This is a genomic window from Pseudomonas sp. LBUM1641 (genome assembly GCF_059716235.1).
This window is the reverse complement of the sequence record NZ_CP166815.1, coordinates 2,630,969-2,645,471: the sequence shown is the minus strand read 5'-3', so window position 1 is coordinate 2,645,471 and position 14,503 is coordinate 2,630,969. Positions and strand designations below refer to the sequence as shown.

The 14,503-nt window shown below is 62.0% G+C and carries 13 protein-coding genes; 8 read left to right on the top strand and 5 right to left on the bottom strand.

The genetic code is table 11. The annotated features are described in order from the left end of the window. The first annotated feature begins 76 nt into the window (after window positions 1-76). From ACA046_RS12175 to ACA046_RS12145, 7 genes are read left to right on the top strand one after another with little or no spacing between them, the layout of a single operon-like run. Window positions 77-1,105, top strand: a complete 1,029-nt coding sequence (locus ACA046_RS12175) for an ABC transporter ATP-binding protein (RefSeq protein WP_497676622.1) — start codon at window positions 77-79, stop codon at window positions 1,103-1,105. Further along, the gene (locus tag ACA046_RS12170) at window positions 1,102-1,947 is read left to right on the top strand and encodes an ABC transporter permease (RefSeq protein WP_459027966.1); all 846 of its coding nucleotides are present in this window, start codon (window positions 1,102-1,104) and stop codon (window positions 1,945-1,947) included. The genes ACA046_RS12175 and ACA046_RS12170 overlap by 4 nt, the downstream gene beginning before the upstream one ends. 4 nt (window positions 1,948-1,951) lie before the next feature. Beyond that, window positions 1,952-2,746, top strand: a complete 795-nt coding sequence (locus ACA046_RS12165) for an ABC transporter permease (RefSeq protein ID WP_459027964.1) — start codon at window positions 1,952-1,954, stop codon at window positions 2,744-2,746. Next, window positions 2,746-3,036 carry a (2Fe-2S)-binding protein gene (locus ACA046_RS12160; protein ID WP_010175266.1) on the top strand — a complete coding sequence of 97 codons (291 nt, stop codon included), beginning with the start codon at window positions 2,746-2,748 and terminating at the stop codon, window positions 3,034-3,036. Before ACA046_RS12165 ends, ACA046_RS12160 begins: the two co-directional genes overlap by 1 nt. Beyond that, window positions 3,033-4,376 carry an FAD/NAD(P)-dependent oxidoreductase gene (locus tag ACA046_RS12155; RefSeq protein WP_497676621.1) on the top strand — a complete coding sequence of 448 codons (1,344 nt, stop codon included), beginning with the start codon at window positions 3,033-3,035 and terminating at the stop codon, window positions 4,374-4,376. Before ACA046_RS12160 ends, ACA046_RS12155 begins: the two co-directional genes overlap by 4 nt. Continuing rightward, on the top strand, window positions 4,373-5,476 hold the full coding sequence (locus ACA046_RS12150; protein ID WP_459027959.1) for an NAD(P)/FAD-dependent oxidoreductase: 1,104 nt from the start codon (window positions 4,373-4,375) through the stop codon (window positions 5,474-5,476). The genes ACA046_RS12155 and ACA046_RS12150 overlap by 4 nt, the downstream gene beginning before the upstream one ends. A 17-nt stretch (window positions 5,477-5,493) precedes the next feature. Then, window positions 5,494-6,525, top strand: a complete 1,032-nt coding sequence (locus tag ACA046_RS12145) for an ABC transporter substrate-binding protein (RefSeq protein ID WP_167665442.1) — start codon at window positions 5,494-5,496, stop codon at window positions 6,523-6,525. 770 nt (window positions 6,526-7,295) lie between these two features. Here ACA046_RS12145 and ACA046_RS12140 read toward each other — a convergent pair. From ACA046_RS12140 to ACA046_RS12130, 3 genes are all read right to left on the bottom strand, one after another. Further along, window positions 7,296-8,594, bottom strand: a complete 1,299-nt coding sequence (locus tag ACA046_RS12140) for an NAD(P)/FAD-dependent oxidoreductase (protein WP_497676620.1) — start codon at window positions 8,592-8,594, stop codon at window positions 7,296-7,298. Further along, window positions 8,591-9,679 carry a polyamine ABC transporter substrate-binding protein gene (locus tag ACA046_RS12135; protein ID WP_497676619.1) on the bottom strand — a complete coding sequence of 363 codons (1,089 nt, stop codon included), beginning with the start codon at window positions 9,677-9,679 and terminating at the stop codon, window positions 8,591-8,593. Before ACA046_RS12135 ends, ACA046_RS12140 begins: the two co-directional genes overlap by 4 nt. 157 nt (window positions 9,680-9,836) lie before the next feature. Next, window positions 9,837-11,195: a glutamine synthetase family protein gene (locus ACA046_RS12130; RefSeq protein ID WP_003219154.1), complete on the bottom strand. Its 1,359-nt coding sequence runs from the start codon at window positions 11,193-11,195 to the stop codon at window positions 9,837-9,839. Window positions 11,196-11,335: 140 nt separating this feature from the next. Between ACA046_RS12130 and ACA046_RS12125 the strand changes: the two genes are divergently transcribed. Next, window positions 11,336-12,247 carry a helix-turn-helix domain-containing protein gene (locus ACA046_RS12125; protein WP_459027951.1) on the top strand — a complete coding sequence of 304 codons (912 nt, stop codon included), beginning with the start codon at window positions 11,336-11,338 and terminating at the stop codon, window positions 12,245-12,247. A gap of 135 nt (window positions 12,248-12,382) precedes the next feature. Here ACA046_RS12125 and ACA046_RS12120 read toward each other — a convergent pair whose 3' ends face one another. Both ACA046_RS12120 and ACA046_RS12115 read right to left on the bottom strand, forming a co-directional pair. Next, complete coding sequence (locus ACA046_RS12120) at window positions 12,383-13,486, bottom strand: acetoin dehydrogenase dihydrolipoyllysine-residue acetyltransferase subunit (protein WP_497676618.1); 1,104 nt, start codon at window positions 13,484-13,486, stop codon at window positions 12,383-12,385. Next, window positions 13,483-14,502 (bottom strand): alpha-ketoacid dehydrogenase subunit beta, encoded by a 1,020-nt coding sequence (locus ACA046_RS12115; protein ID WP_497676617.1) that lies wholly within the window; start codon window positions 14,500-14,502, stop codon window positions 13,483-13,485. Before ACA046_RS12115 ends, ACA046_RS12120 begins: the two co-directional genes overlap by 4 nt. Window position 14,503: the final 1 nt, after the last annotated feature.

The following is a 14,503-nucleotide window of genomic DNA, read 5'->3' as shown; positions in this document are numbered from 1 at the left end:
CCGCAACACCCTTTTCGCATCTGCCCAAAACAAAAAAGCGCGTTTCGACGCGACTCAAAAAAGGTGGAACGCAGACATGGCTTTTCTCCAACTCAACGCCTTGAGCAAACGCTACGGCGCCGTCGACGCGGTGGTCGCCACTGATCTTGCGGTGGAAAAAGGCGAATTCGTGTCCCTGCTCGGCCCCTCGGGCTGCGGCAAGACCACCACCTTGCAAATGATCGCCGGCTTCGTCGACGTCACCGGTGGGCAGATCCTCCTCGATGGCCGCGACATCACTCACGCAAAACCCGCCAGCCGTGGCCTCGGCGTGGTGTTCCAGAGCTACGCGCTGTTCCCCCATATGAGCGTGCGCGACAACGTTGCCTTCGGCCTGAAGATGCGCAAAGTGCCCGCCGGCGAGATCGCAAGCAGAGTCAAGACCGTGCTGGAACTGGTGCGCCTGGCGCCCCATGCCGAGCGCTACCCGCGGGAACTCTCCGGCGGCCAGCGCCAGCGCGTGGCCCTGGCCCGCGCCCTGGTGATCGAACCGCCGGTGTTGCTGCTGGACGAGCCGCTGTCGAACCTCGACGCCAACCTGCGGGAAGAGATGCAGTTCGAAATCCGCCGCATCCAGTGCGAAGTCGGGATCACTACCCTGATGGTCACCCACGACCAGGCCGAAGCGTTGTCCATCAGCGACCGGGTGGTGGTGATGCAGGCCGGACGCGTCACCCAGATCGACGCACCGTACAAACTCTATGAACACCCGCGCACGCGCTTTATCTCGGACTTTGTCGGCAAGGCCAATCTGCTGACGGGGGACTTCGATCAACTCGGCGCGCCGCAAGTGCGCTTCGAACCAGGCAGCGGCGAACTGACCCTGAGCCTGCGCCCGGAAAAGATCGACCTGGTGGCCGCCGGCTCAGGGCGCCTGCAAGGCAAGATCCTCGACAGCTACTTCTTCGGCAGCCAATGGCTGTACCGCATAAAGACCCAGATCGGCGAGCTGACCGTGGTCCGCCGCAACGACGGCAGTGCGCCGTTGGGTTGCGGCGCGGCGGTAGGCCTGGACTGGGAGTCGAGCCTGCTGCGGGTACTGGCCGTCGATGAGGTGCGCGCATGAGCCGTGGCTACTTGTTGTCGTTGCCGGCGCTGGTGTTGTTTTTCGGGCTGCTGATCCTGCCCCTGGGCCTGACGCTGATGCTGTCATTCAACGTGTTCGACTATCAGGTGGGGGTGAAGGCCGATGAGTGGACCTTCGCCCACTACCTGTCGCTGTTCAGCGACTCTTACTTCTACGAGATCTTCTGGCGCACCTTCTGGATCAGTGCCCTGGTGACCTTGCTGTGCGTGGTGATCGGGGTGCCCGAGGCCTACATCCTCAGCCGCATGGGCACACCGTGGCGCTCGATCTTCCTGATCCTGATCCTCACCCCGCTGCTGATTTCAGTGGTGGTACGGGCGTTTGGCTGGAGCCTGCTGCTGGGTGCCGATGGTCTGGTGAACCAGGTGATCCAGGCCCTCGGTGGCAAACCGGTGAAGCTGCTCTACACCTCATTCGCGGTGATCATCGCACTGGTGCACGTGATGCTGCCGTTCATGATCATCCCGGTGTGGACCTCCCTGCAAAAACTCGACCCGTCGGCGGAACAGGCGGCGCTGTCCCTGGGTGCCAGCCAGGCCACAGTGATGCGCAAGATCGTGTTGCCGCAGGTGATGCCCGGCGTGCTCTCCGGCACCCTGATCGTGTTCGGCCTGGCCGCCAGCTCCTTCGCGATCCCCGGCCTGTTGGGCGGACGCCGGCTGAAGATGGTCGCCACGGTGGTCTACGACCAATACCTCTCGGAACTCAACTGGCCCATGGGCGCGACCATCGCGGTGGTGCTGCTGTTGGTCAACTTGCTGATCATGCTGAGCTGGAACCGCATGGTCGAAGGCCGCTACAAAAAGTCCCTGGGAGTATAAGACGATGTCCAGAAACGGTCCTTTGGCCCTGGGCTTTCACGGCCTGGTGGTGCTGTTCATGATGGCGCCGCTGGTGGTGGTGTGCCTAGTGGCCTTCACCCCGGAAAATACCTTGAGCCTGCCGACGTCGGGCTTCTCCCTGCGCTGGTTTCATGCGGTGTTCGAACGCGCCGACTTTATCCAGGCGTTCTATAACAGCTTGGTGCTGGCGTTCGTGGCCGCCACCTTGGCGACCTTGATTGCGGTACCGGCGGCCCTGGCAATCAGTCGCTACCAGTTCCCCGGCCGCAACTTCTTCAGTGCGCTGTTCCTCTCGCCGATCATCATCCCGCACCTGGTGCTGGGGGTGGCGATGCTGCGGCTGTTCGCAATGATGGGCGTCAACGGCAGCTTCACCTGGTTGATGCTGGCCCATGTGGTGATCATCACCCCTTACGTATTGCGCCTGGTATTGGCCGCCGCCATCGGCATCGATCGCAGCGCCGAGCAGGCCGCCGAATCCCTGGGTGCCAGCCGCTTCACCCTGTTTCGCCAGATCACCATGCCGATGATCTTGCCCGGTGTGGCCGGCGGCTGGTTGCTGGCGTTCATCAACAGTTTCGATGAAGTGACCCTGTCGATCTTTGTCAGCTCGCCGGCCACCCAAACCTTGCCGGTGCGCATGTACGTGTACGCCACCGAATCCATCGACCCGATGATGGCGGCCGTGTCGGCGCTGGTGATCGGGTTGACGGCGGCGGCAATGATTCTGCTGGACCGGGTCTACGGCCTGGATCGCGTATTGGTAGGGAAGCATTGATGGCGCTGTTCAAACGACTGGCCGAGACCGAGCGGCCCACCCTGGCGTTTACCCTCGACGGGCAGCCTGCCACGGGCTTGCTTGGGGACACCTTGCTGACCGCCGTACTGACCTGCGCCGAACACCTGCGGGGCAGTGATTTCAGCGCCGAACGCCGAGCCGGTTTCTGCCTGATGGGCGCCTGCCAGGATTGCTGGGTGCGGCTTGAAGACGGTCGTCGGGTGCGCGCGTGTTCGACCTTGCTCGAAGACGGCCAGGCGATTCGCCGTGATCCGGGGCGCCAGGCATGAAGACAGTGGTGATAGTCGGCGCAGGCCCGGCGGGCATTACCGCAGCCCGAACCTTGCTGGACCATGGCGTAACCCCGGTGTTGGTGGACGAAAGCCTGCGCGGCGGCGGCCAGATTTATCGGCTCCAGCCGGCGAACTTCCAGCGCTCGGCCAAGCAGTTGTATGGCTTTGAAGCGGGCAAGGCGACGGCGCTGCATCGCACCATGGATGAGCTGGCCACGCTTGTTGACTACCGGCCTGAAACCCTGGTGTGGAGCGCGGAAAATGGCCGTCTGGACATGCTCAACAACGGCCACGCCGAGAGCATCGAATACGCGCAAATCATCGTCGCCACGGGCGCCACCGACCGCATACTGCCAGTGCCAGGCTGGACGCTGCCCGGCGTGTACAGCCTTGGCGCGGCGCAAATCGCACTGAAGTATCAAGGCTGCGCCATCGGCGAGCGCGTGGCGTTTTGCGGCAGCGGGCCGTTGCTGTACCTGGTGGCGTATCAGTACGCCAAGGCCGGGGCCAAGGTGGTGGCGGTGCTCGACAGTGCGCCATTCAGCGCCCAATGCCGCGCCCTGCCGGCATTGCTCGGCCAGCCGGCGACCCTGGCCAAGGGTTTGTACTACCGCGCCTGGCTCACGGCCCATGGCATCCCTGTGCATCAAGGGGCAACGCTGTCGCATATCAACGGCGAGCAACGAGTGACGGGCATCCACTGGGATCAACAGGAAATCGCCTGTGATGCCGTGGCCTTCGCCCATGCCCTGCGCAGCGAGACCCAACTGGCGGATTTACTCGGCTGTGAATTTGCCTGGAATGCATTGAACCGCGCCTGGTTGCCACAGCGAGACGCGGCCGGGCGTAGCAGTGTCGCGGGCGTGTATCTGGCTGGCGACGGTGCAGGAATCATGGGCGCCGATGCGGCGCAAATGGCGGGCGAGCGAGCGGCGTTGGCCTTGCTGGAAGACACCGGCGTTGCCATCGACCCTCGTCGGTCCGCGGTGCTGGAACAGCAATTGGCGAGCATCCAGCGCTTTCGCCATGGCCTGGAAACCGCCTTCCCCTTCCCTGAAAAATGGGCCGCTGGAGCCCCGGATGAATTGATCCTGTGCCGCTGCGAAGAAGTCAGTGTCGGCGAAGTACGCGCGGTGGTGGATGAAGGCCACTGGGAAGTGAACCGGGTCAAGGCTCATTGCCGGGTTGGCATGGGCCGTTGCCAGGGCCGGATGTGTGGGCTCGCAGCGGCAGAAATCATTGCCGAACGCAGTGGGCGCGAGATTCAAAACGTTGGCCGCCTACGGGGCCAGGCACCGATCAAACCCTTGCCGTTTGGCGTGGAGGTGCAGCCATGATCGACAGCGAAGTGATCGTGTTGGGCGGCGGGATTGTCGGCGCGTCAGCAGCTTTGATGCTGGCGCAGAAAGGTCGGCGCGTGGTGCTGGTGGAGCGGGACTTTTGTGGTTCGCATTCAAGCGGTGTGAATTATGGCGGCGTGCGGCGCCAGGGTCGGCCATTGCATCAGTTGCCGTTGTCCCAACGCTCCCATGCGCTGTGGTCCGACTTGCCGGGGCTGATTGGGATCGATGGGGAATACGTGCGCTCCGGGCATTTGAAACTGGCCCGCAGTCACGAAGATCTGTCCGCTCTGCAGGCTTACGCCGACGCCACTCGAGGCTTTGGCCTGGGCCTGCAAATGCTGGATCACGCTCAATTGCGTGCGCGTTTCCCGTGGGTGGGCGATGTGGCGGTCGGCGCCTCACTCTGCCCCGAAGACGGCCACGCCAATCCGCGCCTGGTCTCCCCCGCCTTTGCCCGCGCCGCACAACGCCACGGTGCAAGGGTGATGGAGCAAACCGAAGTCACCCAGGTAGAACATGACGGCCAGCTGTTCCAGGTGCGCTGTGCCAATGGTGTGCAACTGCAAGCCCGCTGGCTGTTGAACTGCGCTGGCGCCTGGGCCAGTACCGTGGCCGCGCAATTTGGCGAACCGGTGCCGATGACCTCGGCGCACCCGGCGATGCTGGTGACCGAGCCGTTGCCGGTGGTGATGGACGTGAGTACCGGCGTCGAAGGCGGCGGAATCTATGCGCGGCAAGTTGCCCGGGGCAATTGCATCCTCGGTGGCGGTCGCGGCTTTGCGCTGGGCCCGCAACAAGCCCGGCCGGGGCAAGCGGCGGTGCTGGAGATTCTGCGCAACGCCGGCGAGTTGTACCCGTTCCTCAAAGGTGCCCAGGCAATTCGCACCTGGAGCGGCACCGAAGGTTATCTACCCGACCACGAACCGGTGATCGGCGACAGCAGCACCCAACCCGGCCTGCTTCACGGTTTCGGCTTCGCCGGCGCCGGGTTCCAGCTCGGCCCTGCGGTCGGTGAAGCCCTGGCAGAAATCGTCTGCACGGGGGCCAGCCGGCAGCCCATCGAAGCATTTTCCATCCGTCGTTTCCAAGCCTGAGAGGAAGATTTATGCACATGATCAAACGTACTGCGCTGTCTTGCCTGTCCCTCGCCCTGTTGAGCACGGCGGCCCATGCCGCACCGACGCTGTACCTGGGCATGAACGGCGGGACCATGGAACGGGTTTACGCCGACAAAGTGCTGCCCGCGTTCGAGAAGGCTAACAACGTCAAGGTGGTGATCGTGCCGGGCACCTCGTCGGACATCCTGGCCAAGGTGCAGGCCAACAAAGACAACCCACAGATGCACGTGATGTTCCTCGACGACGGCATCATGTACCGCGCCATCTCCATGGGGTTGTGCGAGAAGCTCACGCCTAACCCGACCCTGGATCAGATTCCGGCCAAGGCGAAGATCAAGGAAGAGGCGGTTGCGGTGACGCTCGGGGTGACCGGGTTGGGTTACAACGCCAAGATGTTCAAGGAAAAGGGCTGGGCGGCGCCGACGTCGTGGATGGACCTGGCGGATCCACGGTTCAAGGACAAGGTGGTGTTTCAGTCGCTGGCCTCGTCCACGTTTGGGTTGCATGGGTTCTTGATGTTCAACCGGATTCAGGGGGGGAGCGAGACCAACGTGGAGCCGGGGTTCAAGGCGTGGCCGAAGACGGTTGGGCCGAATGTGCTGGAGTACATCGCCAGCTCGGCGAAGATTTCCGAGATGGTGCAGACGGACGAGGCGGCGATCTTTCCGCTGACGCCGACGCAGGTGACCACGCAGCAGTTGTTGGGTGTGCCGATGGAGTATGCGCAGCCCAAGGAAGGGGCGGTGGTGTTGAACGTAGCGGAGTGTGTGATTGCGCGTAATGACCAGCCGGAGTTGGCGCAGAAACTGGCGCAGTTTTTGTTGACCGCAGAGGCTCAGGCGCCGGCTTTGGAATTGGGGGATCAGATTCCTTCGAACCCTACTACGCCGACTACCGACAAAACCCGCGCTCGGGTGGAGGCGATGAACAGTTATTTGCAGACGGCGATTTCGATTGACTGGGATCAGGTGAACCAGGCGCGGCCGGAGTGGAATGCGCGGTGGAGTCGGTCGATTGAGCGGTAGGCTTTGGGGGTGAATATCCGTTATTTGGGTGATGGCTTAAATGGGTTCCGCTCTTACAGCGGGTCACTTTTGAAAGGAGCCGGAATGCCGGCCCAGCCAAAAGTAACCAAAAGGCTCTTGCCCCACCACTCGGCACCTCGCTTGGGCTCGGTGTGCCCGCACTCCGGCAGCGTGGTTTAACGGGGCGCCTAAGATCAAGATCAAAAGCAGATCAACAGCACAGCGGCCTAAAGGCCGGCTTGAGTGTGGTGAAGCAACAGCAACAGCCAAATCAAAAGCTAAAGCGGGCACGGTCCAAATGTGGGAGCGGGCTTGCTCGCGAAGGTCGTTAACGATGACGCGGGCATCCTGATTCAACGCGGCGTTCTCAGGTTTTTCGCGAGCAAGCCCGCTCCCACAGAAAAGCAGCCCTGCTTTCGCTCTGGATCTTGCCTCTGCTTCTACCACTCAAGCCGGCCTGTAGGCCGCTGTGCTCTTGCTTTTGATCTGCTGTTGATCTTGATCTGACTGCCCCATTCAGCCCGAGGCCGAACGCAGGTATTGAGGAGCGGGTAAACCGGCAGGACGCCGGTTTAGCCGCGCCGGGCCATGGATGGCCCGTCGCGGCGGCCCGCGGAGCAATACCGGAGTGAGGGAACGCCGAGCCACAGCGAGGCGCCGACAGGCGGGGCAGAGCGTTTTGGTTACTTTTGCGCTTTTCAAAAGTGACCCGCTGTAAGAGCGGAACCATAGGTGGCCGTTACCGAAGAAACGGATATGTACTCAATCAATCACCCTACCATCTCCCGAACCCGATACCACAACATCCCCAACGCCAGCAGCGGCGAACGCAACACCTTCCCCCCAGGAAACGTCATATGCGGCACCTGACTGAAAATATCCAACCCCCGACTCTGCCCAGCCTGAATCCCCTCGGCCAACAACCGCGCACACCAGTGAGTCACGTTCAACCCATGCCCCGAATACCCCTGGGCATAAAACACATTCGGGTGCTGCTTCAACCGCCCCACCTGCGGAAAGCGATTGGCGGTGATGCCGATCTTCCCCCCCCACTGAAACTCAATCGCCGTATCCACCAGTTGCGGAAAAACCTTAAGCATCTTCGGCCGCATATACCCCGCGATATCCACCGGATCACGCCCCGAATAATGACAAGCCCCCCCAAACAACAACCGCCGATCCGCCGAAAGCCGGTAATAATCCAACCCCACTTTCTGATCACACAACGCCAGATTCTGCGGAATCAACTGATCAGCCACCCCAACCGACAGCGGCTCGGTCGCAATGATATAGCTCCCCGCCGGCAGCACCTTGCCACTCAACTTCGGCTCCAGCTCTTCCAGATGCGCATTACACGCCAACACCAGACTGCCAGCGCGCACCGTGCCAAACTCGCAACGCACCTGCACCGTATCGCCATGAACCAACTCCAGCACCGGGCTGTTTTCAAAGACCCGCACCCCAAGTGATTCGGCCAAAGCCGCCTCCCCCAACACCAGGTTCAGCGGATGCAAATGCCCGGACCCCATGTCCACAAAACCACCGGCATACGCACCTGAGCCCACGACTTGCGCCATATCCTGTGGCGCCACCAGCCGGGTTTCAGGCGCATACCCCAAGGTAGCCAGGCTTTCCAGCTCCCCCTGAAACGCCGCGAACTGCGCCGGCGTATTCGCCAACTCACAAAACCCCCAGCGCAGGTCACAGTCAATCCCGTGCTCGCGAATCCGCTCCCCCACCAGCGCCACCGAATCGATCCCGGCCTGCTGCAGGTAACGCACGCCCTCCTCACCCACGTACTTGGCAAAGCCCGATACGTCATGCCCAATCCCGCGAATCAACTGCCCGCCATTGCGCCCACTGGCACCCCAGCCAATCCGCCGGGCCTCCAGCAAAATCACCGATAGCCCACGCTGGGCCAATTCGATGGCGGTATTGACCCCGGTGAATCCACCACCGATCACACACACATCGGCCGTCAGGTCTGCCCCCAGCGCTGGGCGCTGGGGCATGGCGTTGGCCGAAGCCAGGTAATAGGAACGAGCGTGGTCGGACGAGGAACGGTTCATTTGTTGGTCTTCACTTTGCTCCAGGACCGCGTCATCAGGCGCATGACGGCAGGCGTCGGGGTGGTGGAAATGTAGAGTTTGTCGAGCACTTCCTGGGACGGGTAGATCTCAGGGTTGTTCACCAGCTCCGGCGCCATGAAGGCCTTGGCCGCCGGGTTCGGGTTGGCGTAGCCGACGCTGGCGCTGACCTTGGCGATCACTTCAGGGTCCAGCAAGTAGTTGATAAAAGCATGGGCCGCTTTCGGGTTGGCCGCGTCTGCCGGGATGGCCTGCAGGTCGAACCACAGGTTGCTGCCTTCCTTGGGGATCGAGTAAGCGATGTTCACGCCGTTCTTGGCTTCCTTGGCGCGGTTGGCAGCCTGGAACACGTCGCCGGAATAACCGAACGCTACACAGATGTCGCCGTTGGCCAGGTCCGAGATGTACTTGGAGGAATGGAAATAGGTGATGTACGGCCGCAGGGTCAGCAACTTGGCTTCGGCTTGTTTGTAGTCCTCGGGATTCTCGCTGCGCGGGTCCTTGCCCATGTAGTTGAGGATCGCCGGGAACAGTTCATCCGCCGAGTCGAGGAACGCTACGCCGCACTCGTGCAGCTTCTTGATGTTCTCTGGTTCGAACAGCACGGCCCAGGAATCGATATGGTCGATGCCCAGCACCTGCTTGACCTTGTCCACGTTGTAGCCGATGCCGTTGGTGCCCCACAGGTACGGCACCGAGTGCTCGTTGCCCGGGTCGTTTTTCTCCAGCAGCTTGAGCAGCTTGGGGTCGAGGTTCTTGAAGTTGGGCAGCTGCGAGCGGTCCAGCTTGAGGAACGCACCGGCTTTGACCTGCCGCGCCAGGAAGTGGTTGGACGGCACCACCACGTCGTAGCCGGTGCGCCCGGCGAGCAGCTTGCCCTCCAGGGTTTCGTTGGAGTCGAACACGTCGTAGATCACCTTGATCCCGGTCTTGGCCTGGAAGTCGGCCAAGGTGGTCTCACCGATGTAGTCGGTCCAGTTGTACACACTGACCGTCTGCGCGGCGTGGCCCGCGCTGCTGAACAACGCCGCCAAGGCCAGCGGGAGTAGCTTTTTCACCAGACGCATATCGACACCCCTTTGCTTGATTGATTTTTATGTATTCACCCAGCCATTGCGTAGCAGCTGTCGAGCCCCAGCGAGGCTGCGTAGCGTTGTATCAGACACAATTGCGGTGGGCCCGACGCAGCCTCGCTAAGGCTCGACAGCTGCTACGGACGGATCGTCAGACGCTCAGCAGCAGGAACTCACGTTCCCAGGAGCTGATCACCCGCTTGAAGTTCTCGTGTTCGGCGCGCTTGACCGCGACGTAGCCGCGCACAAACTTGTCCCCCAGGTACTGTTTGACGGTGTCGCACTCTTCCATGCGCGCCAGGGCGTCTTCGATGGTGATCGGCAGCCTCAGGTTGCGCCGCTCGTAGGCGCGGCCTTCCACCGGGGCGCTGGGCTCGACCTTTTCGATCATGCCGAGGTATCCGCACAGCAGGCTGGCGGCGATGGCCAGGTACGGGTTGGCGTCGGCGCCCGGCAGGCGGTTTTCCACGCGCATGGCGTCGGGGCTGGAGCTCGGTACGCGCAGGCCGACGGTGCGGTTTTCTTCGCCCCACTCCACGTTGACCGGTGCCGAGGTGTCCGGCAGGAAGCGCCGGAACGAGTTCACGTTGGGCGCAAACATCGGCAGCAGCTTGGGGATGTACTTCTGCAAGCCGCCAATGTGGTTCAGGAACAGTTGGCTCTTGTTGCCGTGCTCATCGACAAACACCTGCTTGCCGGTGGCGATCTCCACCACGCTCTGGTGCAGGTGCATGGCGCTGCCGGGCTCGTCGGCCACGGGTTTGGCCATGAAGGTGGCGGCAACGTTGTGCTTGAGCGCCGCTTCCCGCAGGGTGCGTTTGAACACGGTGATCTGGTCGGCCAGGTCGAGGGCATCGCCATGGCGGAAGTTGATTTCCATCTGCGCCGGGCCGTCTTCGTGGATCAGCGTGTCGAGGTCCAGGCCCTGGGCTTCGCACCAGTCGTAGACGTCTTCGAACAGCGGATCGAATTCGTTGGCGGCATCGATGGAGAACGATTGGCGGCCACTTTCGGCGCGGCCGGAGCGGCCCAGCGGGGTCTTCAGCGGCAGGTCCGGGTCTTCGCAGCGCTGGGTCAGGTAGAACTCCATTTCCGGCGCAACAATCGGCTGCCAGCCTTGGTCGGTATACAGCTGCAGGACTTTCTTCAGCACGTTGCGCGGCGACAATTCGATGGGGTTGCCCTGCTTGTCGAAGGTGTCGTGGATCACGATGGCGGTGGGCTCGATGGCCCATGGCACCACGTAGGTGGCGTTGGACACCGGGCGGCAGATCATGTCGATGTCGGCCGGGTCCAGCAGGTCGTAGTAGATGTCGTCGTCGACAAAGTCCCCGGTTACCGTTTGCAGCAACACACTTTCCGGCAGGCGCATGCCTCGCTCATGCAGGAACTTGTTGGTGGGCGAAATCTTGCCGCGTGCGATGCCAGTCAAATCACTGATCACGCATTCGACTTCGGTAATCTTGTGTTCTTTCAGCCAGGCGGACAGCTGATCGAAGGGGGCGTTCATAAGGACCTCGTCATGGGTTGGATGATGCGCCGCGGGCTTCCCTCGCCGCGCATTGAGGTCTATCTTGGGCCAGCCGTCCGACGGCATCTATCCACTTTGCACCAACCACAACGCACCAATAGAGTGCGCCCAGGTTACCCATGACACAGGCAACAGCTTTGCGCGTACAGGCCTTCACCACCGGTGACGTGGCCGCTCAATGCAGTGCGACACCCGGTTGGGTGCAGCAGTACCAGCAGATGTCCCCGGGGCATTTTGCCGGGCAGATCCGCTACCTCGACCTGCAAGGTGTCGAGGTGTATGAAGAGCGGATGAACACCCGGGTGGAGCAGAACTTCAACGCACCACCGGGCTCCCTGGCGTTCTGTTTCGATGGCAGCGACAACGCGCTGTATGTGCTCAATGGCGAAAGCCGCAACACCTGGATCACCCCGGAAAACTACCGCGAAGTCGCGGTGGTGTTCGGGCCGCAGTTTGTCCAGCGCCACGGTTTGGAGGTGGCGAAGCTGGAGGGGTTGTTCATGGCCCCGCTCAACTCCCTGCAAAACGCCTTGTTCAGCCGCTGGCTCAGCGGCACGCTGACGCGGCTGTCGGCCACGTTTGACCCGCCGAGTCGCGATGCCCTCACACAACAGTTGCTGGACGACTGCCTGTTCATCCTCGACAACGCCTGCGTGTGCCTGGACAAGGGTTCATTGCAGCGGCGCACCGAGGAGCGAATCATCATGGCGCGCATCGGCGAATGGGCGGCGGATGTGCCGGATGAAACCGTCAACCTGCTGGAGCTCGCGCGCATCGCCGGCGTGCCGTTGCGCCAGTTGCAGCATGGGTTCAAGACGTACACCGGAATGAGCCCGGCGCAATGGTTGAGGTTGCGCCGGTTGAACAGTGCACGGAGGGAGTTGTTGAACCCGCCGTCAGTGGACACCACCGTGGCGGAAGTCGCGATGAATTGGTCGTTCTGGCATTTGGGGCGGTTTTCAAACAGTTATCGGGCGTTGTTTCAGGAGTTGCCCAGCGAGACCCTGAAGCGCCACCAAAAACACCGCTGACCTTTCTGATGATGGGATTTCTGTGGCGAGGGGGCTTGTCCCCCGTTGGGCTGCGAAGCGGCCCCAAAAAAAAGCGGGAGCGCTTCGCACTCCAACGGGGGACAAGCCCCCTCGCCACAAAAGCGCCCTTATTTTTCAGGAATATTTTTTGAGAAACGCCAGCATCAACTGATTCACCCGCTCCGCCGCCTCCAGCTGCACCATATGCCCCTGCCCCGGCAGTATCTCCACCTGAGCCTCCAATTCCTGGGCATGGCTCGCCGGAATAATTGCGTCCTCACTGCCCCAGATCACCAGGCTCGGCTGCTGCCCGACAACATTGCGCAGGTCCGCCAACTGCCGACCACCACTGAACAACGCCCCGGTGATCTGGCGCAACGCCTGATCCACCCCCTCCAGCCGCTTGAACTTGAGCATGTCTTCCAGCATCTGCCGGGTCACCAGCGCCGGGTCGCTGAACAGTTGCACCAGTTGCGGCTTGAGTGCATTGCGATTATTGGCCTCGATAAAACCTTGCAGGTAATCACCGTTGATTTCCGTACCCAAGCCAGCGCTGGCAATCAGGGTCAACGACACCACACGCTGCGGTGCCAATCGCGCGATGTTCAGGCAAACCAGCCCACCCATCGAGTGCCCCGCCAGGTGCACGCGGTCAACCTTCAGATGATCCAGCAGCGCCAACACCGCCTGACTCAACTCCTCGAGGTCGCCGGCTTTCAGGTACTTGCCCGACTCGCCATGCCCCGGCAAATCCAGGGCAATCACCCGCCGCTCAGCCGCGAGCACCGGGTGATTGAACAGCCAGTTATTCAGGTCGCCACCAAAACCATGGATCAGCACCAGCGGTGTGCCGCCCTCCCCGAGGTCCAGATAGCGCAACAAGCGCCCGCCCACTTCGACCTTATATGCCGATGGCCCGCTGGCTTCAGCCTCGGCAGCATTGGAAACGAACCCCGCCTGGAACGCCTCGATCACCCCATCAATCTCGGCCTCGCTGGCCTCGCCTTCCACCACGATTGCCAGCAATGCCCCCACCGGCAAGGTCTCATCGCTCTGGGCCAACACACGCCGCAGCACTCCGCTGAATGGCGCCTCGACGCTGCTGGAGATCTTGTCGGTCTCGACATCCAGCACTTCTTCGCCCTTTTCCACCCGGTCGCCCGTCTGCTTGAGCCAGACATCAACCCGGCCCTCGGTCATCGACAGCCCCCACTTGGGCATGGTCAGTGTATGGATCATGCGGCGTTCCTCTTGTCGGCAATCTTCAGCACCGCAGCTTCGATCTTCGCCGCGTTGGGGATGTACAGGTCTTCCAGGGCATCGGAGAACGGCACCGGCGTGTGGGGCGCGGTGACCATTTCGATCGGCGCGCGCAGGAAGCTGAACGCGCGTTGCGCCACCAGAGCGCTGATATCCGTGGCAATCGAGCAGCGTGGATTGGATTCGTCGATCACCACCAGGCGCCCGGTTTTCTCCACGCTTTCAAGGATGCTGTCTTCGTCAAGCGGGCTGGTGGTGCGCAGGTCCAGCACTTCGCAATCGATGCCTTGGCGCGCCAGGTTGGCCGCGGCTTCCAGGGCGATATGCACCATGCGCCCGTATGTCACCAGGGTTACGTCATTGCCTTCACGCACGAAATTGGCTTCGCCAAACGGCACGGTGTACAGCTCTTCCGGCACTTCGCCCTGGAGGCTGTAGAGCATTTTGTGTTCGAGGAAAATTACCGGGTCGTTGTCGCGTATCGCCTGGATCAGCATGCCCTTGGCGTCATAGGGCGTGGCCGGGCACACCACCTTGAGCCCGGGAATATGTGTCCACATCGAGGTGAGCATCTGCGAATGCTGGGCGGCGGCACGCAGGCCGGCGCCGTACATGGCGCGCACTACAAGCGGTGTGGTGGTCTTGCCGCCGAACATGTAGCGAAACTTCGCCGCCTGGTTGAGCAACTGGTCAAGGCAGCAGCCGATAAAGTCGACGAACATCAATTCGCACACCGGGCGCATGCCGCGGGTGGCCGCGCCGACGGCCATGCCCACGTAGCCGACCTCGGAGAGCGGTGCGTCGAGCACGCGGTCGGGGAATTCCGGATACAGGCCCTTGGTAACGCCGAGCACGCCGCCCCAGGCGTCCTCTTCACCCGGTGAACCGGTGCCGCCGGACACGTCCTGGCCGATGATGAACACGCTCTGGTCGCGGCGCATTTCCTGGGCCAGGGCTTCATTGATTGCCTGCTGATAGCTGATTTTTCTAGCCATG

What these genes read in the sequence shown, in the direction of transcription:
- ACA046_RS12150 (WP_459027959.1), top strand. Translation starts at nt 4,373, where the DNA reads ATGATCGACAGCGAAGTGATCGTGTTGGGCGGCGGGATTGTCGGCGCG.
- ACA046_RS12170 (WP_459027966.1), top strand. Translation starts at nt 1,102, where the DNA reads ATGAGCCGTGGCTACTTGTTGTCGTTGCCGGCGCTGGTGTTGTTTTTC.
- ACA046_RS12135 (WP_497676619.1), bottom strand. Translation starts at nt 9,679, where the DNA reads ATGCGTCTGGTGAAAAAGCTACTCCCGCTGGCCTTGGCGGCGTTGTTC.
- ACA046_RS12130 (WP_003219154.1), bottom strand. Translation starts at nt 11,195, where the DNA reads ATGAACGCCCCCTTCGATCAGCTGTCCGCCTGGCTGAAAGAACACAAG.
- ACA046_RS12140 (WP_497676620.1), bottom strand. Translation starts at nt 8,594, where the DNA reads ATGAACCGTTCCTCGTCCGACCACGCTCGTTCCTATTACCTGGCTTCG.
- ACA046_RS12125 (WP_459027951.1), top strand. Translation starts at nt 11,336, where the DNA reads ATGACACAGGCAACAGCTTTGCGCGTACAGGCCTTCACCACCGGTGAC.
- ACA046_RS12120 (WP_497676618.1), bottom strand. Translation starts at nt 13,486, where the DNA reads ATGATCCATACACTGACCATGCCCAAGTGGGGGCTGTCGATGACCGAG.
- ACA046_RS12165 (WP_459027964.1), top strand. Translation starts at nt 1,952, where the DNA reads ATGTCCAGAAACGGTCCTTTGGCCCTGGGCTTTCACGGCCTGGTGGTG.
- ACA046_RS12115 (WP_497676617.1), bottom strand. Translation starts at nt 14,502, where the DNA reads ATGGCTAGAAAAATCAGCTATCAGCAGGCAATCAATGAAGCCCTGGCC.
- ACA046_RS12145 (WP_167665442.1), top strand. Translation starts at nt 5,494, where the DNA reads ATGATCAAACGTACTGCGCTGTCTTGCCTGTCCCTCGCCCTGTTGAGC.
- ACA046_RS12155 (WP_497676621.1), top strand. Translation starts at nt 3,033, where the DNA reads ATGAAGACAGTGGTGATAGTCGGCGCAGGCCCGGCGGGCATTACCGCA.
- ACA046_RS12175 (WP_497676622.1), top strand. Translation starts at nt 77, where the DNA reads ATGGCTTTTCTCCAACTCAACGCCTTGAGCAAACGCTACGGCGCCGTC.
- ACA046_RS12160 (WP_010175266.1), top strand. Translation starts at nt 2,746, where the DNA reads ATGGCGCTGTTCAAACGACTGGCCGAGACCGAGCGGCCCACCCTGGCG.